General features: G+C 30.8%; 16 protein-coding genes and 1 tRNA gene. 9 read left to right on the top strand and 8 right to left on the bottom strand.

Annotated features, from left to right (window positions below; all coding sequences use genetic code 11):
* Positions 1–82: 82 nt before the first annotated feature.
* The gene (gene rlmB, locus LI_RS00300; protein WP_011526137.1) at positions 83–955 is read left to right on the top strand and encodes a 23S rRNA (guanosine(2251)-2'-O)-methyltransferase RlmB; all 873 of its coding nucleotides are present in this window, start codon (positions 83–85) and stop codon (positions 953–955) included.
* A 347-nt stretch (positions 956–1,302) separates the two neighbouring features.
* Here the strand turns inward: rlmB and LI_RS00295 are convergent, their stop codons facing one another.
* Complete coding sequence (locus tag LI_RS00295; protein WP_011526136.1) at positions 1,303–1,635, bottom strand: hypothetical protein; 333 nt, start codon at positions 1,633–1,635, stop codon at positions 1,303–1,305.
* 326 nt (positions 1,636–1,961) lie between these two features.
* Positions 1,962–2,171, bottom strand: a complete 210-nt coding sequence (locus LI_RS00290; RefSeq protein ID WP_041817024.1) for a hypothetical protein — start codon at positions 2,169–2,171, stop codon at positions 1,962–1,964.
* Between the two features lie 55 nt (positions 2,172–2,226).
* Here LI_RS00290 and LI_RS00285 point away from each other — a divergent pair, with 55 nt between their 5' ends.
* Genes LI_RS00285 through LI_RS00275 form a run of 3 tightly spaced genes read left to right on the top strand, consistent with a single transcriptional unit; the run spans position 2,227 to position 10,048 of the window.
* Positions 2,227–3,594, top strand: a complete 1,368-nt coding sequence (locus LI_RS00285) for an ATP-dependent 6-phosphofructokinase (RefSeq protein ID WP_011526135.1) — start codon at positions 2,227–2,229, stop codon at positions 3,592–3,594.
* Positions 3,569–6,769, top strand: coding sequence for a UvrD-helicase domain-containing protein (locus LI_RS00280; RefSeq protein ID WP_223604125.1), 3,201 nt, complete (start codon positions 3,569–3,571; stop codon positions 6,767–6,769). Before LI_RS00285 ends, LI_RS00280 begins: the two co-directional genes overlap by 26 nt.
* Before the next feature lie 51 nt (positions 6,770–6,820).
* Positions 6,821–10,048 carry an AsmA family protein gene (locus LI_RS00275; RefSeq protein ID WP_011526133.1) on the top strand — a complete coding sequence of 1,076 codons (3,228 nt, stop codon included), beginning with the start codon at positions 6,821–6,823 and terminating at the stop codon, positions 10,046–10,048.
* A 66-nt stretch (positions 10,049–10,114) separates the two neighbouring features.
* Here the strand turns inward: LI_RS00275 and LI_RS00270 are convergent, their stop codons facing one another.
* The gene (locus tag LI_RS00270; RefSeq protein ID WP_050812163.1) at positions 10,115–10,387 is read right to left on the bottom strand and encodes a hypothetical protein; all 273 of its coding nucleotides are present in this window, start codon (positions 10,385–10,387) and stop codon (positions 10,115–10,117) included.
* Positions 10,388–11,093: 706 nt separating this feature from the next.
* Here LI_RS00270 and yajC point away from each other — a divergent pair.
* The 4 genes from yajC (at position 11,094) to LI_RS00250 (ending at position 14,618) form a co-directional block, all read left to right on the top strand.
* The gene (gene yajC, locus LI_RS00265) at positions 11,094–11,432 is read left to right on the top strand and encodes a preprotein translocase subunit YajC (RefSeq protein WP_011526132.1); all 339 of its coding nucleotides are present in this window, start codon (positions 11,094–11,096) and stop codon (positions 11,430–11,432) included.
* Positions 11,433–11,582: 150 nt separating this feature from the next.
* Complete coding sequence (gene secD / locus LI_RS00260) at positions 11,583–13,166, top strand: protein translocase subunit SecD (protein ID WP_011526131.1); 1,584 nt, start codon at positions 11,583–11,585, stop codon at positions 13,164–13,166.
* Between the two features lie 8 nt (positions 13,167–13,174).
* A complete protein-coding gene (gene secF / locus LI_RS00255) occupies positions 13,175–14,281 on the top strand; it encodes a protein translocase subunit SecF (protein WP_015353663.1) in 1,107 nt (368 codons plus the stop codon).
* Positions 14,282–14,541: 260 nt separating this feature from the next.
* Positions 14,542–14,618: transfer RNA gene (locus tag LI_RS00250), tRNA-Met, on the top strand.
* A gap of 283 nt (positions 14,619–14,901) precedes the next feature.
* On the opposite strand, the gene LI_RS00245 is transcribed toward LI_RS00250, so the two are convergent.
* The 5 genes from LI_RS00245 to LI_RS00235 form a co-directional block, all read right to left on the bottom strand.
* Positions 14,902–15,147 (bottom strand): hypothetical protein, encoded by a 246-nt coding sequence (locus tag LI_RS00245; protein ID WP_041817023.1) that lies wholly within the window; start codon positions 15,145–15,147, stop codon positions 14,902–14,904.
* A gap of 8 nt (positions 15,148–15,155) precedes the next feature.
* Complete coding sequence (locus tag LI_RS07670) at positions 15,156–15,287, bottom strand: hypothetical protein (protein WP_257616103.1); 132 nt, start codon at positions 15,285–15,287, stop codon at positions 15,156–15,158.
* Between the two features lie 42 nt (positions 15,288–15,329).
* Positions 15,330–15,722: a hypothetical protein gene (locus tag LI_RS00240; RefSeq protein WP_011526129.1), complete on the bottom strand. Its 393-nt coding sequence runs from the start codon at positions 15,720–15,722 to the stop codon at positions 15,330–15,332.
* Positions 15,712–15,852 (bottom strand): hypothetical protein, encoded by a 141-nt coding sequence (locus LI_RS07480; RefSeq protein ID WP_155800191.1) that lies wholly within the window; start codon positions 15,850–15,852, stop codon positions 15,712–15,714. Before LI_RS07480 ends, LI_RS00240 begins: the two co-directional genes overlap by 11 nt.
* A 624-nt stretch (positions 15,853–16,476) precedes the next feature.
* Positions 16,477–19,116, bottom strand: a complete 2,640-nt coding sequence (locus tag LI_RS00235) for an autotransporter outer membrane beta-barrel domain-containing protein (protein WP_011526128.1) — start codon at positions 19,114–19,116, stop codon at positions 16,477–16,479.
* Between the two features lie 968 nt (positions 19,117–20,084).
* On the opposite strand from LI_RS00235, the gene LI_RS00230 reads away from it, so the two are divergent.
* Positions 20,085–21,995 carry an LTA synthase family protein gene (locus LI_RS00230; RefSeq protein WP_011526127.1) on the top strand — a complete coding sequence of 637 codons (1,911 nt, stop codon included), beginning with the start codon at positions 20,085–20,087 and terminating at the stop codon, positions 21,993–21,995.
* The last annotated feature ends 257 nt before the right edge of the window (positions 21,996–22,252 follow it).

The following is a 22,252-nucleotide window of genomic DNA, read 5'->3' as shown; positions in this document are numbered from 1 at the left end:
CTACCTATAGCTTATACTAATTTATTATAACTATCTTATAATTTTGATAAAATTCACCAATAAACTAAATAGTATAAATAAGATGAAAGAGATAACAAATCTAAAAAATAAAAAACAACATAATAAAAAACATCGCCAATTACCTTATACAAAACAGCTTACGAAGATGCAACACCCCAATTTTTCTGAATATTCTCTAGATTTTCTCTCAACTATTTCTATCTTGTCAGGAATTAAGCCAGTTTTGGATTTAATTGAAAAAGAACCTCAAAAAATTGACACAATATTTTTACAAAAGGGTCTTTGCTCAAAAGAATATCAAAAAGTTCTTGATCTATGTCGCCAGACAAACATACGTTTTATATTTACCACAAGTAAAGTTCTTAACCGTTTTTGCCTTACTAATCACCAAGGTATTGTTGCTCGCTTATTTGAATCTGGATTTATAGAACTTGAAGATTTATTTGATAAAGTTCCAGATGCACCCCTTCCGCTTATTGTTGTATTTGATCAAATACAAGATCCTGGTAACGCAGGAACTATTATCAGGACTCTTTATTCACTTGGTGGAGCAGGAGTTATAATCCCTAAACATAATGGAGTATTTCTTGGTCAAGATGCAAGGAGAGCTGCTGTTGGATGTCTTGAACGACTCCCTATAAGTAAAGCAATAAATCTTTCTAGAGCTATTGAAACAGCTAATGAAAAAGGTTTCCATATTTATGGAACATCTATAGAAAAAGATAGTAAAAATGTTTTTGAAGCAGAACTAAAGTTCCCTGCTCTACTTATTCTTGGTAGTGAAAAAAGTGGTATCAGATTACAACTAAAAAAAAGATGTCATACCATATTACATATCCCTATGGTGAGAGATGTTAATTCACTTAATGTTGCACAAGCAGGAGGCATCATTATAAGTTGTTTTGCACGTTGCCAAAATAACTTTACTGTTTAAGAATCTAACATACTATTAATAATAGTAGTAATAGCATATTCATAAAAATAACATAACTACCTTTTTATATTATATTTATCTAGGTTAATAAAAAAATATTTAATAGAAAACGACTCCAATAACTATGAATTTTATTTCACAAAATATACTTTATAAATAAGAGTTATAGTTAGTTATAGTTAGGAGTTCACTATTATATATTAATTGTTCAGCTAATTGTAGTCTACTACTAGAAATACTTTGGACATGTTTACACAATTGAATTGTAGCCATTGCAACATTTACTTGAGGAATATAGCTCAAAAAAAATGATGATTGAAAAAAATTAATGTTATTTTGATGTTGGATTAACAAGTTATCTCTAACCATATAAAAAAATATGGAGTTTGTACACTGGATGACACTAAGTTAGATTTTTTATCTTTTCTCATAACCTCCAATGTCATCTGATCAAGAGTATCTTCTGTATACAATACCTGTTGATTATTGTTAACTTTTGTTACCTTCTTTTTATAACCTAATGACTCTAGCAGGTTACTTGGCTGTACTCCATAATATGGGATACCAATACCAAAGGTTAATACAACCCATACTAATAAAAAACACAACAATATACTCCATAGTAATTTATTAAGATTATTTGTTTTTTTTATCATTATGTAATTATCAGTGTTACTCATATAATTACTCCATAACTATACTACAAGTCTCAAAAAAATAATAAAGAGTAATAACTACAATAAAGTAGCATCTGCAGGATAACACAATTTGTTAACATAGCTAACCATAACTTCTAACTAACATAAAATACTTCTAATTATCGTTAGTTAAGTATAATCTACATGTTATTTGTATAATCCTTTTAAGCATCTTCATTATATTAAAAAAGTTATAAAAAATAAGTTAAAAGATAACTGTTAAGAGTTATCTTAAATAGCATACATAATGATTAAAGATTTATTTAATATCTGCATTAATCATACCAAGTTACTGCAATAGTATACTTTTATCTATTTCTTACTAAATCACATGGTACAATACTACTCACTCTATAACTAGTAACTACATTTAATGCTCTCACCATATTTTTTATAGACTTATTCTCTTCTTCTTGTCTTCCAGCAATTACTATATATTTTACTGATATTCTTACATACCTTACATTGCCTGAAAGTAACCCTACACCTATAATAACATTAAGGATTAGGTATAACACAAGAAACTACCTATTTTCTTTCAACTTCTCATCAAATTTTTTTAAGGAGTTAGCTATGACTAATACACATTACTCCTCACTTTCAGTCACATTACTTCCTATCAAAACTCTTGGAGAAGCTGCTATACCCTCTCCTTTACCATACTGCGATATTAAAAAAAACGAATACATACACCTTTGTCTTAACCAAGAACAAATAGAAGACTTAGGTTCTTCACCTACACTTTCTCTTGAACTTGCTGGTCCACGACAAGATTTATACTTTGAACCTCAAACAACACGTTGTGCTATTGTTACCTGTGGAGGCCTTTGTCCTGGCCTCAATGATGTTATCCGTGCTATTGTTCTTGAAGCTCACTATGCATATAGCGTTGCTTCTGTAATTGGCATTCGTTATGGATTAGAAGGGTTTATTCCCAAATTTAATCATACACCTATTGAACTTACACCAGATGTTGTAAAAAATATCCATTGTTTTGGTGGGACTATACTTGGTTCATCACGAGGTCCACAACAACCTGAAGAAATTGTAGCCTCACTAGTACACCATAATATTAATATTCTATTTGTTATCGGTGGTGATGGCTCAATGAAAGCAGCAAATTCTATCACTAAAGAAATCCACCAACATAACCTTCGTATTTCTGTTATTGGTATACCTAAAACCATAGATAATGATATTAACTTTATTCCTAAATCATTTGGATTTGATACAGCTGTAGAAAAAGCAACAGAAGCTATTGGATGTGCTCATGTTGAAGCCAGTGGTGCTAAAAACGGTATAGGCATTGTAAAACTTATGGGTAGAGAATCAGGATTTATTGCTGCCCAATCAGCCCTTGCACTAAAAGAAGCAAACTTTGTTCTCATTCCTGAAGTACAATTTACACTCCATGGTAATGGTGGACTCCTTCCTGCTCTTGAAAAACGTCTTTCTGAACGTTCACATGCTGTTATTATTGTAGCAGAAGGTGCTGGACAACATTTATTAGATAGTCAAGATGAAACAGATCCTTCTGGAAATCCTGTTTTAGCTGATATTAGCACTTTGTTAAAAAACTCTATAAAAGATTATTTTTCTAAAAAAGATATACCTATTATACTAAAGCTTATTGATCCAAGCTATATTATACGATCAGTTCCAGCAAATGCTAATGATAGAGTTTACTGTGGATTTCTTGGACAATATGCTGTACATGCAGCTATGGCAGGTAAAACAAACATGGTAGTAGCAAATATTATGGACAACTATGTTCATATCCCACTAAATATGGTTATCAAAAAACGTCGAAAACTTAATACAAAGTCAGGACTTTGGCGAGCAGTACTTGAATCCACTGGTCAAGGAAGGCTTACAGGTATGCTTCCTCATTGTAATCCTCTCACAAATGAAGAAAATGAACATACAAAAGTCATCATATGAAGAATACTTTCCTCTTCTTCGTCAAATTCGTGCCTCAGCTGGATCTGGGAAAACATATGAACTCACATATAGTTTTCTTAGTCTTCTAAATAAAAGTATAAATGACAATAACACAAACTCTTCTTATAACAAGTATGAACATTCATGGACAAGTATTCTTGCCATTACCTTTACCAATAGAGCTGCTGCAGAAATGCAACAGCGTATTATAACTCGATTAAAGCAAGCAGCACTCAATACTCAACCAATACCAGGCTTAACTAGTACACAAGCAGCACATTGGATTAATATTTTTCTACGCAATTATAGTGAACTCAACATATGTACAATTGATAGTTTACTTCATACTATTGTGCATAGTACTGCATTAGAACTTCATCTCCCACCTGATTTTCAACCTATTTTTTCTACAGAAGAAGCACTAACACCACTATTAGACTCTATCCTTAAAAAAACACAACATAACGAAAGACTTTATATTATACTAAAAGAAGCCTGTAGTGATATATTATTTCATACTAAACATAACAATTTTATGATTGGATCTACTCTAAGAGAAAAAGTTCTTTCAATACTACCTCTACTTATAAATGGTGAACAAGAAATAACTTCACCTCAAGAAATTACAGCACATCTTACAATAAAAATTCAATCAGTAAAAAAAATAGCAACAGAACTTGCATCTTGCATCAAAAACGAACAACTTTCCATTCATTCAAATTTTAAAAAAGCTCTTGAAGCTTGTCAGATAGGAACACAACATACAATTCCACCAAAATCTACAATGTTACGTAAACCAAACCTAACTGACTGTATACTCAAATCTTCAAAAAATACCCCTAGTCATCATACTATTTCACTTTATAATACCCTTCAATCACTAATTACATATCTTGATACAACAGGAGTATTATTAAAAAACTCTCAAAAAACTATACCTTATGTTAAATTAGCTAAAGAATTATATAACCTACTACCAGAATTTTTTTGTAAACAACGTATTATCCTTGCTGAACTTATTCCTTCATTGGCACAACAAGCAGTCTCAGGACATTATGGTATATCAGAAATATTCTGTAAACTTGGGACAAATCTTCAACACATTCTTATTGATGAATTTCAAGATACAAGCCATGAACAATGGGCTGTTATTCAACCTTTTGTTGTTGAAGCTCTTTCCTATGGAGGATCATTAACATGGGTTGGAGATGTTAAACAGGCAATTTATGGTTGGAGAGGTGGTGATACAACACTCTTTGAAAAAGTCCTATCCGATCCAGAGCTACAATCTATAGCATCTTATGTTCAAAAAGAGAGCTTACCTATAAACTGGAGAAGCGCATATCATATTGTTAATACAAATAATACTCTTTTTACTAAATTATCTGATCACAATATAGTTCAATCTATTTTCTCTAAGATACTCCCTAATGAAATTGCACCAACAATAAAAAATACTATTCTCTCAGAGCAAGTACCTCTAGTAACTCAGTCTTTTGCAGATGCTGAACAATCCATAGCTCCAAACAAAAAAGAAGGATATGTATATATTCAGCGTATACTAAATGATGAAGAAAGTGATCCTGACACTGTTGTTCATGATAGATTAATAAATATCATTCATGATATTCAAACACGTCGCTCTTTGGGGGATATTGCTATTCTTGTTAGATCTAATAAAAGGGCTATGCAAGTAGCCAACTGGCTGATGGAAAAAAACATTCCTGTAGTGACAGAAAATAGCTTTTTACTTATAGAGCATCCAATTATCCTTCAGTTTATTGCTATATTAGAGTTTTTAGATTCACCTCAAAATGATCTTGCCTTTTGGAGAATAATAAATGGAGGAAATCTTGTTCAACCTCTTCTTAATATCCCACAACAAAAATTAGATGAATGGATATGTATTAGAAATCGCTCACAACCCTTATACCTTGCTTTCAAAGCTGACTTTCCAGATGCATGGGAACATTGGATTCTTCCTTTTTATGACGATTCTGGATTACTTTCTGCTTATGATGCAATACAAGAATCTATTGACCGGCTTAAAATAAAAAAACGATTTCCAAAAGAAATGTCTTTTATTAGAAGATTTCTTGAAATTATCTATATAGCAAGTACAAAAGGATATGATTCTATATCAAATTTTTTAGAGTACTGGAAACAGCACGGTCATAAAGAAAAAACACCAATGCCAGAAAATATAGCTGCCGTAAGAATCATGACAATCCATAAATCTAAAGGACTACAATTTCCTATAGTCATTATTCCATGGCATGATTTTCCTCTTAAACCTAACGATTCACTTATTCAAACATGTGTTGATGGTTTTAATATTATTGTAAAACAATCACCAGCCATGCCAAAAGAATATTATAGCAGTTTACTAAAAAATGTTTGTGAATCATTAAACCTCTTATATGTTGCATGGACAAGAGCTGAAGAAGAATTATATGCACTCATTACATCAACTAAGTCTAAAAAAATATCATTTGCTGAAGCCATTAACCCCATACTAGACTATCTCAGCTGGGATAATAATATCTATCAACTAGGTGAAAAAACATATACTTCTAATCATACAGCAATGTTATCTTCTAATAAAAACAGTACAGAAATACCATACATATATCTTGAAACAAAAGATGAAAGTACATCTAGTTGGAGACCTATGCACTGGTTACCTCAATTACGTATTTTTCGTAATCCAGTGAATGAACTAGGTATTACGAGCAAAAGAAGAGGAACTTTTATACATCACTGTTTACAATATTTATGCATATCAAAAAATCCAAATATAGATATCTCCCTTGCTATAGATTATGCTATAAAACGATTTCCACTCCCTTTACCATCCTCACAATATAATATTATTGTAAAAGACGTGCTATCTATTCTTCAATGGTATACTTCTCTACCAAAAACAAGGTATTGGATACAATTTGGACTTGCAGAACAAACACTTCTTGATAAAAATAACAATATTTATCGTGTTGATCTTCTGGTTAATAATGGTAAAGAATATTCTGTTATTGAATATAAAACAGGAGAAACATCCCTACAGCATATACAACAATTACAGAAATATTTGGATATCATAAAAGAAACAACATCATTACCTGTAAAAGGTTACATTATTTATTTAGACTTAAAACGAATACATACCATTGAATAAGCTTTATTCTATACCTAATATAATCTTTATATTTTTATTGGAGTATCAACTATGAGATCTTTTCTCATTAGTATAGTTACTCTCTTTCTATTAGGAATTATAGTATTTTTTGGTATTACATTCTACTTTATCAAACAACATCCACAATATATTACAAATAAAATACTTTCTACTATTTCAAAACAATTAAAGGATACTTCTATTTCTGCTAATTCTATTGGGTTTCATATTGTACCTTTTCCTAAGCTTTACTTAACAAATGTTATACTTCAAACACAAAAAGGTGATACAATTCATATTAAAGAATGCTTGATTACTCCAAAAATCACCAACATATTATCAGGAAACATTTCTATATATTCTATTGAGGTAATCCAACCAATAGCCTCCATTATTCTTCAAAATGAACAAAAAAAAAATAGTAAAACCACAGGATATGCTATACCAAAACAAGTTTCGCATCTTCTCCAATTAATTACAGATAGTAAACTTTTTATTGAAAATGGTAGTATTACCTTTCAAAATAATGACTATTGTTTTAAGATAATAGGTATTAATGGTAAAATTGGTGTTTCTAAGACACTTACAAGCTCATTAAAGCTCACTGCAGATGAAATAATCTGGGAAATAATGAATACTGTAAGTAATAATTCTAGCACTGCACAAAAAAGTATTGAAAAAGTACAGCTCCACATAGAGGATATGCCGTATAAAATAAATACAGCATTACTTCATGATACTTCTCCTTTATACGATTTATTTACAAATACTAAAAAAACTACATTTAAGGTTTCAGGGGCTATACCTACAACCAATACAGCTAATAACATTACATTCGACTTCACGACAAAACTAGAAAAAGATAACTCTGATAAACTTACAATGCATGGGCAGTTACATATTGAAGGAACACTCCCTAATGGTAATACATCCATTCCTATACTATTATCTGTTCCGTTTACAACAACATCTTCTGAGGACATGACACACTTTCCTCCACTGCTGATAAAAAACTCAAAACTACTTTTTGATAAAACTCATATAGATCTTCATGGAACAATAAAAAATTATGATACACTATCAAATCTCTTTTTTGATGGAACAATGGATGTAAAAAATTTTAGTTTTCCCTATTGGTTTACTTTTGCAAGGCAACTACCAAATGGTATTCAACATGCTCTTAATCAATTATCTGGAGAAATAAAATTTACATTATCTCCTCAACAAGTTAATGCCCAAAAAATAATCATTCATTCTTTAGATACTACATTTCAAGGGAATGGAACTGTCAATAATTTTTTATCCCCAACGATTACATTATCCCTTGCCACAAAACAGTTCAACCTTAATACACTTCTTCCAGAACTAAAGGGTAAAAAATCTTCACAACTATCCTATCCTAAAGAAACGTTTTTAACTATCTTAAGTAATCTCCATAATAATAATAATAATAATAATATAAAAAAAACAATCAACTATGACATTACTATTCAGGCTGATCATGTAACATGTTGGAAATTTGATGGATATCAGTTTATATGTAACATACAACCTAAACCTCAGGGTACTCAGATTCATACTAACTGTAAAAATTTTTATGATGGCAGTTTATCTTCCTCACTTTTACTATCTAATAGGCACACAATACAATTAGCTATAGAAAATATTCAACTGTCTGATATAACAAATATTATTACAAAAGAATATGAACTAAAAGGTAAAGCTTCTGGCACAAGTCGTGTTAATGGACATGGTGATACTTTAGCATCATTTCTTTCAAGTCTAAAAGGTACAATTGATTTATATGTAACTGATGGATTAGTAAAAAAAACAGCGTCTGAAGCTATTCCTTTTTCTATGCTTCATCTAACATGTGACAGTATTGGTCAACCATCAAAGGGAAATAAATCCTCTACAATTCCATATAAAGGGAAGTGGAGTGCAGAGATATCATCAGCAAGATGGAATGGCTCAATTACAATGGATGGGTTAATACAATTTTCAACCACTGACTGGCTTTCTATTAAAGCAGAAAACATACCATCAAAAGTTGTATGTTCTGTATCTGGCGTACAAGCTGTGGCTTATGGAGGAATATCTTTTGACATAGATAATAGTTTTCTTAGCTTCTCTAATTTTCAAGGTGAAATACATCCTAAAACAGCCCTATCTGGAACAATCAAAACTAGTTCTAGTACAAGTAACACAAGACAATGGGAGGGTTCTCTCACTGTCATGACACAAAATCTTAGAAATTTATTAAGTAAACTTGGTTATGAACCAAAAAATATTTCTCCAACTATGTTGCAATATTGTAAATTGCAAGGAGATATCTTTATTTCTCCTGCAACAATTCGCCTTACAAATATACAGGGAATATTAGATAATACACTGATTAAATTTTCTCTCAATGGATTACAGACAAACCCTCCAAGTTGGACAGGAGATATCCAACTAAGTTCATTAAACTTAGATAAATATTTACTATCAATTAACCAAAATAAACTGAAAAAATCACAGGAACTCTGGCCGATAGAATTGCTGAATAAAGTAAATATTCAATCTACACTGACTCTAGCTGAGCTTATCTATAGAAAAGTTCCATATACTAATGTAGTAGTACCCATTAGTCTTAATCAAGGAACATTATCTATCACTCCAATTACAGCATCACTATGTGATGGAAAAACAGAAGCAAGCTTTAAGGCTTGCCCTCTTTCAACTAATGGCAATAGTGCACAGATAGATTTTCATTATATTTCAAAAGGTGTGGATATGATTAAACTAAGTAAAAAACGTCAACAAGAATATCTTATTTCAGGCCTTGGTACATTTGTTATTAATATACAGTCAATAGCAAAATCATCTATAGATTTCCTTAAAAATCTTCAAGGGAAATGGCGTATTTTTATCCAGAATGGCTATTTCAAAAGAAACACCACTACTACTCAACAAAATTTTAGTAACATTGGTGCAACAGGAAATATTATAAATGGTATTATTACAAATAATAATTTTGCAATAACAGGGCCTGGAATGGTAATAACAGGGAGTGGAAAAATTGATCTTCCTGAATGGAATCTTGACTACCTCATCACTATAGATATGGAAGGATTTCCTATAGCTATCCCCATAAAATATACAGGAAGTATAGATAACCCAAAAAGAACAATTAATGCGGCCAAGTTAATTCTTAGTACTATAGGTTCTCTTGGGAGAGATACTATAGGATTAATACAAGATATTTTTTCAGCTCCACTGAAGTTACTTCTTCCCTAATTTTATTTAATACTTTTACATAACCTATTTCATTTTCCCAGTGTTAATATATATTATATATTATAACTACTCATTATCATCATACCAGTCTTCAGCATCAAATGCATCTAGCAAACGATAAGAACGTACATGAATACAATATGCTCCATCCTGATCTTCTGAAACAATACCTTCTACTTCAACAGAAGCACTCATATGATCTATAAGATCAATACCTGCTCCACGAGGAGCTATCCGATACTCTTTATCTTCACTAAGAATACTTACTCGACTATCTCCTGCTCCAGAGTAAGGGGTTACATCGCCTATAATTTTTATTACGCCTGTTTCGGCTTTCATGTTTATTCCTCAAAATAAGTCTTTTTTACAACAAGTAATCAACTTGTATTCCGCAAGTATTGTGAAATACAACTGACTGTCAAGAGGTTATAGTAAGTTCATTAAAATTTATCACTATAACCATTTTTGTAAATACAAAATAGATATATTCTTAAAAAATGTCTATATATAACTTAACATTACCCATAACTGTATTATAAAAACTACCTACAATTAGGTGCTAACAAAATTCTACTTTATATAAAAATACACTATAATTAAAGAGCATTATTAGGCAACTAGCTGATATATTTACTAAAATATATTTTATCTCTAGCTATATTTACTAAATATAGTAATAAAAAATTAACTAAACTTGACTATTATCTAATATTATCTTCTTTAAATAAAATCTAACCTTACTTATATATTGGTTTTTCACATCCCCCTTAACTAAGAGAGTAATACTAAAAGCTCATTGAGTATTTATTATAATTTAAATATCCAATTTTTTTTTAACAGATACACTAGCTAACAATTTCTAAAGGTTACTATTAGATTAGTATAAAACTCAATATAAAGTTGGATATACATCAAAAAATAAAACTTTTTCCTACCTCCTCTTGCCAATCTTAACTTAAATCTATACATAGATGGTCTTAGTTATATTTTTATGTATCATGACTAGTAGCTGTGTTTAAAGCTATTAATATAAAAAGGAGATTTTATGATTTCTATTGCTCATGCTTTTGGAACTCCTGATCCTTCTTCAGGGGAACCTAGTAATGTATTTATGCAGTTTATTCCTCTTATTATAATGTTAGCTATTTTTTACTTTTTACTTATCCGTCCTCAACAAAAACGTACAAAACAACATAAGGCAATGCTACAAGCCTTAAAAAAAGGGGATCATATATTATCTACAGGTGGACTTATTGGACGGATTGTTGATATTGATGGTGATACTATTACAACAGATCTTGGTCATACAACCGTACAAATTAACCGTGCATATGTTGTTGGACTAGTAGATCAAAAAGGTTCTTTAACTAAAGAAGAAAAATAACCTATAATAGCCTTTAATTAAACTACACGTAGTTAGTTATTTTATTACCTTACATTTATAACATTCACTATGATAGAATTAAAAGTCAATAGAAACATTAGCTATACAATAGTTAACTATAACTAGGTATATTTGACTTGAGGACAATCCATGAAATCGCTTCCTTGGCGAATTACTATCTCGCTCTTTATTTTAATATTAAGCATAATATATGTTCTTCCAAGTATCCCATTTATTGATAACTCTATTATAGGTAAATACCTACCTGATACTAAAATAAACCTTGGTCTTGATCTTAAAGGAGGAATACACCTTACACTAGGTGTTGATGTTAATACTGCAGTGTCTAATGCTCTTGTATTAACAGGACAAGATCTTCGTAGTACTGCATCTAAAAATGGTCTTACTATCTTAAAGACAAAAATAACTCCTGATGGACAACTAGAATTTTTATTACCTAGAAAAGAACAAGAAAATGACCTAGAAGAATTAATAGTAAAAAGTTACCCTCAACTTGTTCTTTCAAAACCTACGACTATTGATGGTAGTTTAAAATATTATGCTCACTTCACACAACAGGCTAAAATTTCTATTGAAAACATGGCCCTTGAGCAAGCCATACGTACTATAAGAAACAGAATTGACCAATTTGGTGTTTCAGAACCTGATATAAGAAAACAAGACAACTTTCGTATTCAAATTCAACTACCTGGTTTAACAGACTCTACACGTGCTATACATCTTATAGGACAAACCGCCCACTTAACCTTTCATATTGTAAGGGATGACTTACAACAAAATACACCTCTTCCATCTGGAGTACGCTTATTTCCTCAAGTCATTTTCTACCCTGACGGAACTTCAAGAGAAATTCTTATCCCACTCGAACGTGAACCAGTTATGACAGGAGAAAACATTTCAGATGCACGCCCTAACTTTGATGATAAAAACAATAAAGCTTATGTAGCACTTTCATTTAATTCTCAAGGTGCTAAAATGTTTGAGCGTATTACAGCAGAAAATATAAAAAAGCGTATGGCTATTGTCTTAGATGGAAAAATATATAGTGCCCCAACTATTCAAGAACGTATATCTGGAGGAAAAGCAAGTATTTCTGGAAACTTTACTATGGCTGAAGCTCAAGATTTATCTATTATTCTACGAGCTGGCTCTCTCCCTGCACCTGTTACTATTCTTGAAGAAAGAAGTGTTGGACCTTCCCTCGGGGAAGAATCTATTGAAAAAGGGATGTTAGCAGCTATTGTAGGAGGATTTGCTGTTCTTATTATTATGCCGCTTTATTATGGTCTTTCTGGCTTACTTGCAGATGTTATGCTGCTTTTTACTATGACACTTTTATTAGCAGGATTAGCTGCTTTTGGAGCAACACTTACCCTACCAGGGATTGCTGGTATTGTACTTACAATAGGAATGTCAGTTGATGCAAATGTTCTTATTTTTGAACGTATCCGTGAAGAACTAAAAAAAGGACTAATGCCATTAAAGGCAGTTATAGCTGGATTTGATCGTGCTAGTATTTCTATCATGGATTCAAATGTAACTACAATTATTGCTGCAGCAATTTTATACCAATTTGGAACAGGCCCTGTAAGAGGTTTTGCAGTAACATTATCTTTAGGTATTATTGCTTCTATGTTTACAGCTATTTTTGTTTCTTATACTTGCTTTTTGTTATGGCTACGCAAAAGTAAGAAAAAAACATTAAGTGTTTAGGAGTGGCTATGACTATTGAACTCTTTCAAAGACAAACACATATTAATTTTGTTGCAAAGCGGCATCTTGCCTATATTATTTCTATTATATTTATTTTGATAGGAATCAGAACCATTATTGTAAATGGAGGAGTACGTTATGGTGTAGACTTTGCGGGAGGTATAGCTGTCCAACTCCAATTTTCACAACCTATAGAAGATGAACATATAAAAGAAGCACTGACAAAACTTAACCTTCCAGGCCTTACAATACAACAATTTGGAGAAGATAATAAAGCATATCTTGTAAGATTTTCATCTTCTGAATTTAACAGTATGACTATTAAATCTGATATAAGTACAATATTACATACATATTCTCCTAGTAATCCAGTTACGATTCAACGACTGGAAGTAGTTGGGCCAAAAGTTGGTGCTGATTTACGGAATTCAGCATTAGAAGCTATATTTTATGCTATCCTTCTTATTACAATTTATATATCAGGAAGATTTGAACATCGTTGGATAATAGCAGCTGGCATAACAGGAGTTTTAGCTGCTGCAATGTATTGTATGAATCTTTTTGACTTTTCTATGGTGACTAAGGTAGTTATTGCACTTATACTTACTATTCTACTATGTTGGAAATTAAAACTTAACTTTGCCCTTGGAGCTATTGTTGGGTTACTCCATGATGTTCTTATTACCGTAGGATTATTAACACTTATGGGAAAAGAATTTGATCTCAATGTTATTGCTGCACTACTTACACTTGTAGGTTATTCTTTAAATGATACAATTATTGTTTATGATAGAATACGTGAAAATCTCCAAGAACAAAAACAGAAAAACTATCTTCCCCTTTCAAATATTATTAACCTGAGTATCAATCAAACATTAGGGCGTACTATCATGACTTCTTTTACAACCTTTGTAACTGCTTTCAGTCTCTTCATACTAGGTGGTACTGTTATTCATGACTTTGCCTTAACAATGATTATTGGTATCATTATAGGAACATTTTCTTCCATTTTTGTGGCAAGCCCTATCCTTCTTATATTTGGAGATACACAGCAATATATTCAACATACTACTACTCCTATATATACACGCCCTGGAGAAAATGGTATTGTTTAAATAAAATATTCCAACCACATTAGGAAAAAACAACATATCCTATAATATAATTCACTTTTCTTTTTCTTATTACTATCATTAGTATTAAAATTACATAAAAATAAAAAGATAATAAAGAAGTAGACAATATATCTTAATTATTAATATACACTTAAACCACTTGTTATAATTAAATAATAAAAAATTTCATACTAATAAGTTAGAAATAACTAAAAACTATTTACATTAACCATAGTTATTGATATATTCTTTTTAAGTGACGCGGGGTGGAGCAGCATGGCAGCTCGTCGGGCTCATAACCCGAAGGTCGAAGGTTCAAATCCTTCCCCCGCAACCAAATAACTATCAAAATATTCATTAAAAACCTTCTAACAGCTTTTCTCTTTTTTCAACATAAAATGAAACTATTTAGTTTTTATCTTCTTCAAGATATTTTTTATATTGTATAAAAAATAAGATCTATTCCATTTAAATAAAAAAACAGATAGTCATAGTTTAACAACTAAAACAAAATAAAGCAGAGTTAGAATCAATATCAACTTTATGTTGATACTACTCCATATAATAACACAGTGTTTTCAAACACCTAACTTCAGGAAAATCGTAACATAAATAAAATATTAACTTTTGTCGTAATAACCTGAAGTTGTCCGTAATATGTCTTCATATTTGTAGATATCAGACAATCTTTCAATTTTGTGCTTGGTCCCTTTCTTTTCTATATCAAAAGTTTCAATATACTTCACCTTAATAGAGTTGAAATGTAAACGACAAATAGGTTTATTATTCTTATTATCCAGAAGGATACCACAATAGCTAACAGTATCACGCAGATATACACGATCAGGATCAATAACTTTACTCATGATAGCCTTTAAATCTGAAATCCTTCCCTTTCTTCATCAGTTGTTACAATTCGACTATCCTGTTCTTCTCCTTCTGAACTTGTTACAATAGAAGTATCTGTGTCATCTTTTTTAGAGGTAGCCACAAGTGCTTTTTTCAATCTTGCATCACCTGCTTGTCCACAAACTCCATCAAGGCACGTTTAACATAACCTGTAAAGCTCAATTGCTTTTTGTTGTGCTTTAATCCCAAATTCTTTTGTAATGTAAATGACAAAGTTTTCTTGGGGTTCCTCCAAATTATTCACCAGCAACAATTTAATTTTAAGATTGAATTTCAACTCATGAACAGTTTCAAGAGTTTTCTGCAAATCAAAACGGCCTTTGCATAACTTGCGCAACTCCGGAAGCAAGGTCGGGTCAATCTCTTTAAGATTAACCTCCATAAATGCTTTTTCTTCCATTTTTTTGCCTTCAGTATCTTTAGGAAAAAACATATACCAAATGCCATCCATCAAAATAGCTATAATAGAGTCTTGTGTAACAAAATAGCGATATAACTGATTGCACTTAACCTCATCAAGATTAGAAGCCACAACTTTTGCACTCTATCATTATACTAGGATTACCTTCACGCATAATAGCATAGTCAACTTTTTCTCCTTTCATTCCAGGAATATCAGCAACAAATTCAGGAATGACTTCTAAAGGATTGAATAATGTCATAACCTAATATTTTAATAAACAGCAAAATGAGCGCTGTTTTTGTTGCTTCTTCCATATGCAAACTCTCTTTAAATTTGAGAGTTCTTTCACCCAAAGAAACTATTGCTTCAGCAAAATCCGTAGAGCTCCCTCCTCTAATAAAAAATCTTACGTTTAGACTAAAAAACATAATCTAAAATAAACAATCTAACCCTCTATACTTACAGTAAATATTTTCCACAGATTTTTTTGATTTAGTCAGATTAAATTCTACATAAAAACTTATTATACTTAATTCTTACCTACTATTTTAAATTAGTTATAAATAACTATACAATAAATATTAATAAGTGATACGTACACAGTAACATAATATATTATACTTAATTAACAAATTTGTAATAAACTATCAAAAGAAGTAAGTGATAAGAATATAGTCTTATTAATGTAAAAAATTAAATTTTTTACATGGATAAAAAACTAAAAAAGTTATTTAACTATACTATGATATTAATATAACTTAACATATTACATTAATTCTTTAAAATATAAGATGAGAGAAGCTTTAAGCTTCTCTCATCTTTTTTAAGTTATCTAATTAATAGGTTAGGACAATATATTTTATCAACAAATAAAACTATTGTTCTAAAATTTATATGAGAAATTAGCTTGGCCTCCAATCCCTTTATTATTAATCATATCTCCAAAGGCAGTTATTCCTATGCTCATATTTTCTCTGATAATGTAATCACATCCTAAGGATGCTCGCAATACACTATTATTATTTTTATCTTTAAATGTCTTATTGAAAAGCTCTGAGTGAGCTTTATATGTACCAGCAACACCTTTTATCCAATCAACACTACCATGAATATCCAGCCATTCAATATTATAGTTAGCTAAAATACCAGCAACTGTTGTTACTGTTGTATTTCTATGAAGCTTAATTTTCTCTTTATTTTTTCTACAACAAAATTCAATAGAATGTTTAGGAGTTTGCTCTAAAATCATTTGTGCCCTTGGAGTAATAGTAAAGAACTCATTAAAGGCATAGTGCCAACCTAGCTCTAAAGATTCTGTTGGGACTACTTCTGTCCAGTTCTCATTTACAAAAAATCCTGGACTTTTTGTTTTTATTTTACTTACTGAACCTTGTAGTGCTACTAATCCATATAGTCCTATTGGATTATAACTAAATCCTAAATATCCATCTAGTAGCCCCATGGTAATCCTATTTTTCATCTTACTAACAAGAGTCCACTTTTGATGACCATCTCCTATACCAAGAGCAAAACCATATAACATAGCTATATTATCATTAATATTTTTTCTATAATCATATCCTGCACTTGCCATAACCCATGGCATCTTTGAATTACCATAGTTTGTACCAATTTTTTCATGACCAGCTTGAATATCTACCCAAAGTCCATCATGTTTATGTAACAGTGCGTTGGCTGAACGTCTTTGTGTTGTTATCATATGCTGTTGACGTAACCAATTTGATGCTCCTTGGACTGATAAATATCCATAGTAATCCTTAGATTCACGAATATTATTAATAAACCATGTGTTAGAAGTAGCATCAAAAACAATATCTCCCCACATAAGTCCTTTATGTATTATTGGTTCAAACAACTTGGGATCAGCAAGATTAGGTGTAGCTTGAGCTAATACAATACCACTAGTTCCTAAAAAGCTTAAAGGAAGATCTAAGTTTACACTTAGAGGATCTATAATATTTACAGAACTTCCAGGATTTCCAGTAAATACAACTAGTGGTGTTACTCTAGATCTATCTGCATCATTAATTTCAAACATTCCACCACTAGCTATCAAATGGTTATTTACAACTAGCTCTATTGTACTATCCGTACTTGGAAGGATAATAGTACCCCCTAGATCAAAATCATCTGCTTCAATTGTAAATCGATTACCAGGTAGCCCCCAAACCGTTCTTGCACCCTCTTGTACTGTAACATTACTAAGGCCTAAACCTCTCCCATTTTCAACTGTATGAACTCTTGATAGTCCACCAGGAATAAAAATTAAGCTAGAATTTAATACTCCTCTTCTTAAAGGCTCTATATTCTCTATAGTGCCACCTTTTACTTCTGCTTTTGCAAAACTAATTATTCCATCAAAATTAGCACCAGGGAAATTACCAAATCGGAGATTTTCAACTGTACCCCCATCCAAATGTAATGTGACGTTATGAGACACACCTTGTTGTGGAGCAAGGTTTAACCAAGCAATGGTTCCACCTTCCATAAATATGTCTAAATTTTTTATTACACCTGCAGGCGTTCTTGGTGATGGATCAAGATTCAATACATAACCATTTTTCATTAAAACTTTTGCGTCATTTAAAGTTCCAGCATAGGGACCAACAAATAAACCATCAACTCTACCACCATCAATCTCAAATAAAGAAGAACCCTTAGGAAGATTTTCTGTAGAAAGGAAGAGACGATCAACCAATGCTCCAGGACCAATACGAACAAAAAGATTCCCATCCAATAAAGCATGATCAACACAGTTAAGGTCAGTTATATGCGAATTTTCTACAAGGATTGAGAGATTTCCTTTAATATGAGCTGAACTTGTAGAAGTACCTGTGAGTGTTGTAACATCTGAACCATTAACAACAGCAATATCTACATCACCAAAAACAGCATAGCGACCTTGAGACTCAATACCAACAGATGAAGCTGAGCCTGTCAAATTCTGAACAACAGAATGGTCTACTAAAATCTTTACAGCACCTACACTTGTATGACCATTGTGTCCACCATTATCAAAACCTCCACCAAAGATATCTATAAGTTGTGAATTATAGACAGAGATATTAGCTGTACCAGTAACTACAACATCTGGACCTTCAGAGTAACCACCACCATATAAAAAGTTACATACAGTATTATGCATTGTAATAGTTGCATCACCATTAACTACACTTCCTCGTGCAGCAGTACCCATACTACCACCAGAAGCTGCAAGAATTTGGTTTTGGGCTAAATTATGCGTGGTAAAAGTCATACTAGTTGGCCCTGAATTAATAGGGCTTCTTGGATCACGCATATCAAAACCACCAAAATAAGTTTCAGCTGGAGTGTTAACATCTGTAAATATCCGTGGCTGACTATTACTAAAAATCACTGCATAAGCATCTGATTGAATTAAAAAGAAAATAGCAATGAAGTTAAAAAGTAGCATAGAAAGACTAGTTACATTAACTTTTGCTAATTTTTTATTGAAGTTTATTACATTATTTAACTTTACCATGCTAAATACCTCTTATAACTTATTACGTTAATTAACATTAGCATTTTTAAAAACCTCTTATTGTACTTTTACATATTACTCTTTTAACGGTGAGCTCTATCTTAAATAACAATGGTAAATTTAATAAATTTATATAAAGCTAAATTTTTTCTGATTTATTTATCTATTATAATAATATTTTTAATCTACTTAAGTGTTATTATTTCTGTAGAAATAATAAATTTTATTTAATAATTATTATTGGTTAACACACCAAAGTTCACTAATAAGCTTAGATAGTTAATTAAGATCATCTTTCTTAACTTTACTTAATACAGAATAGAGTATAATATTATATAATTATAGTCAAACAAGTTACTTAATCGCTTTATAGTTAAAATTATCCTGATTAATAACAAATATAAAAAAGAAATATAATTTTAGACATATCTTATTTAACGTATGTAGTAAAGTAATAAAAAATATAATCTAACTTCAAAAATCTTAGGATAACTCTTTTTTAACCAAATAGCTAACATCTACTTATTGAGTAAGTTGTCAATATGACTATCTATTAATATAAATCTGTTCACTCATATTATCTATCTATTTGAACTTACTAGTATATAGAATATATATATATATTGAATTGCATCTATACTATTTTTTGGATAGACTTATATCAATTGTTGTTATTATTATGAAAATAATATTAAACAAATTATTTTATGTAGAATGGCTAACCTATGCATTCTATGAACTTTATATTGTTAGTGTAAAAATAAATAGTGATTATATATAGTAAGCATCAAAACTTCTATAATAGAAGAAAACGTAAATGATTTATTCAATATCAATGATATAAATTTTTATTTTATAAACACTTCAAAAAGCATGATAAGTTAGTTAAAAATTAATAGCTAACTCTTTATATTTAATATAATAATGAGTTAAAGCAATATCTTCCAAAAAACATCTATAATACAATTATGAAATATATTCGCTGTATTTATCTTGGACTATTATTTTTTATTTATGAAAGTATTAATCAAATTGTAAGAGTTGTATTACTTATTCATGTAGGAACTAGTGCTATAGACTCATTTTATTCAATTCCGTTGATACTTAGTGTAGGCTTTATTAATGATGTTTTTCCTTTTATCCTTATAACCCTTCCATTAGCAATATGTGTACTATTAACTGGTTCACGTGTAGTTGGAAAAATTACTCAACAAATTTTATTTTTTGTATTTAGTCTCTATACGGCTGTTTTTCTATTTACAGGTGCTGCTGAATATTTATTTTGGGATGAATTGCATTGTCGATTTAACTTTATAGCTATTGATTATCTTATATACACAACTGAAGTTGTAAAAAATATTATAGAGTCATATCCTATTATCCCTATTTTAATAGGTATCCTTTTATGCTCTCTTGGTGTGTCTTGGATACTACTTAGGCCTATTGCAAAAAAAATTAATAATATACCAGTGCCTAGTGTACGATGGTTTTTTAGTGTTTGGATCATTCTTGCATCTATAACCACTATATATTCACCTCCTACTTTTTCTAATAATGCCTTAAGTCAAGAACTTTCTAAAAATGGTATATGGTCACTATTTTCAGCATTTAGAAATAATCAATTGGATTACAGACAATTTTATCCTGTAATTGATAAAAAATTAGCTTTTGAACTCCTACATCACGAGTTAATAGAACCAAATAGTGTATTTTTCAATGACAACTCTATGGAGTGGAGAAGATACATACACTCTAATAGTCCAGAAAAACATTTAAATGTTATTACTATTGTAGTGGAAAGCTTAGGGAGTGTCTCTTTAGGAGACCGTACACCACACTTAAATGATCTTAGTAAAAAATGTCTTTATTTCACAAATATGAAAGCTACAGGAACTCGTACTGTACGAGGTCTTGAAGCAATTATCTTAAGTCTACCCCCCACACCAGGTGCATCTATTGTTCGTAGACCAAATAATCATAACCTCTTTAATACAGGAACACTTTTCCGACAAAGAGGATATGATACTGTTTTTATCTATGGTGGGTATGGTTATTTTGATAACATGAATGAATTTTTTTCAGGAAATGGTTTTCGTATTATAGATCGATCAACCATTCCAGATGAGTATAAAACGTTTACAAATGCCTGGGGGATATGTGATGAAGATTTATTTGATGCAGTCATTCGTGAAGCCGATATAGCATATACCTCTAATAAACCATTCTACCATGTTGCGCTTACAACCTCTAACCATCGTCCATTTACCTATCCAGATGGTCGAGTTGACGTCCCTTCTGGAACTAGCCGAACTGGTGCAATCAAATATACAGACTATGCTATTCATCGCTTTTTAAAAGAAGCTAAAAAAAAACCTTGGTTCTCTGATACAATATTTATAATTGTTGCTGACCATACAGCTGGTAGTGCAGGGAAAACAGTTCTTCCCCCAGATAATTATGATATTCCATGCTTTATATATAGTCCTGCACATATAAAAAGCCAAAAAATAGACACATTATGTTGTCAATTAGATATTGCACCTACTCTTTTTTCACTATTGAACTGGAATTATAGTTCTAGTTTTTTTGGAAAGAATATCTTAACTCTTTCTAAAAATGATGGTAGAGCTTGGATTGGAACATATCAATTATTAGGGTATCTAACTGAAAAAGAACTAGTAATATTAGAACCATTAAAAAATCCAATAATAGAATCTTTTTTATCATCTTATACAACTGCTACAAATAAATCTAATTCAATATTAATCCAACAAGCAATTGCTGTATATCAAACAGCACAAGAGCTCTTTACCCAGGGTAAACTTAAAGAAAATATGCTATCTACTCCTGATGAAATCATACTTTCAACCTCTCAATAAAACAACATAACTAACTATAATTATTAATAATAAAAAAAGAATTAAACCCCATTTACTATTAACACACTACATAACAATAAAGGTATCTTGCAGTATTCCTTCATTATTTTTCTATATAGAACTAGTTGAAATAATATCTAGAAATATAATAGTCTATAATTATAGTATGCTAGCTATATTTTCCTATATAATTATTATATAAATAGATAACCATAGTACATTGCTAGCAAACGCAACTAGACACTATATCCAACTAA

This window comes from Lawsonia intracellularis PHE/MN1-00, assembly GCF_000055945.1.
Lineage (GTDB): Bacteria > Desulfobacterota > Desulfovibrionia > Desulfovibrionales > Desulfovibrionaceae > Bilophila > Bilophila intracellularis.
Note: the sequence above shows the minus strand (reverse complement) of the source record. Positions and strands in the feature narration are given on the sequence as shown.

Coding starts and splice junctions, on each gene's coding strand:
- rlmB (WP_011526137.1), top strand. CDS start 83: ATGAAAGAGATAACAAATCTAAAAAATAAAAAACAACATAATAAAAAA.
- LI_RS00295 (WP_011526136.1), bottom strand. CDS start 1,635: ATGAGTAACACTGATAATTACATAATGATAAAAAAAACAAATAATCTT.
- LI_RS00285 (WP_011526135.1), top strand. CDS start 2,227: ATGACTAATACACATTACTCCTCACTTTCAGTCACATTACTTCCTATC.
- LI_RS00280 (WP_223604125.1), top strand. CDS start 3,569: ATGAACATACAAAAGTCATCATATGAAGAATACTTTCCTCTTCTTCGT.
- LI_RS00275 (WP_011526133.1), top strand. CDS start 6,821: ATGAGATCTTTTCTCATTAGTATAGTTACTCTCTTTCTATTAGGAATT.
- LI_RS00270 (WP_050812163.1), bottom strand. CDS start 10,387: ATGAAAGCCGAAACAGGCGTAATAAAAATTATAGGCGATGTAACCCCT.
- yajC (WP_011526132.1), top strand. CDS start 11,094: ATGATTTCTATTGCTCATGCTTTTGGAACTCCTGATCCTTCTTCAGGG.
- secD (WP_011526131.1), top strand. CDS start 11,583: ATGAAATCGCTTCCTTGGCGAATTACTATCTCGCTCTTTATTTTAATA.
- secF (WP_015353663.1), top strand. CDS start 13,175: ATGACTATTGAACTCTTTCAAAGACAAACACATATTAATTTTGTTGCA.
- LI_RS00245 (WP_041817023.1), bottom strand. CDS start 15,147: ATGAGTAAAGTTATTGATCCTGATCGTGTATATCTGCGTGATACTGTT.
- LI_RS07480 (WP_155800191.1), bottom strand. CDS start 15,852: ATGACATTATTCAATCCTTTAGAAGTCATTCCTGAATTTGTTGCTGAT.
- LI_RS00235 (WP_011526128.1), bottom strand. CDS start 19,116: ATGGTAAAGTTAAATAATGTAATAAACTTCAATAAAAAATTAGCAAAA.
- LI_RS00230 (WP_011526127.1), top strand. CDS start 20,085: ATGAAATATATTCGCTGTATTTATCTTGGACTATTATTTTTTATTTAT.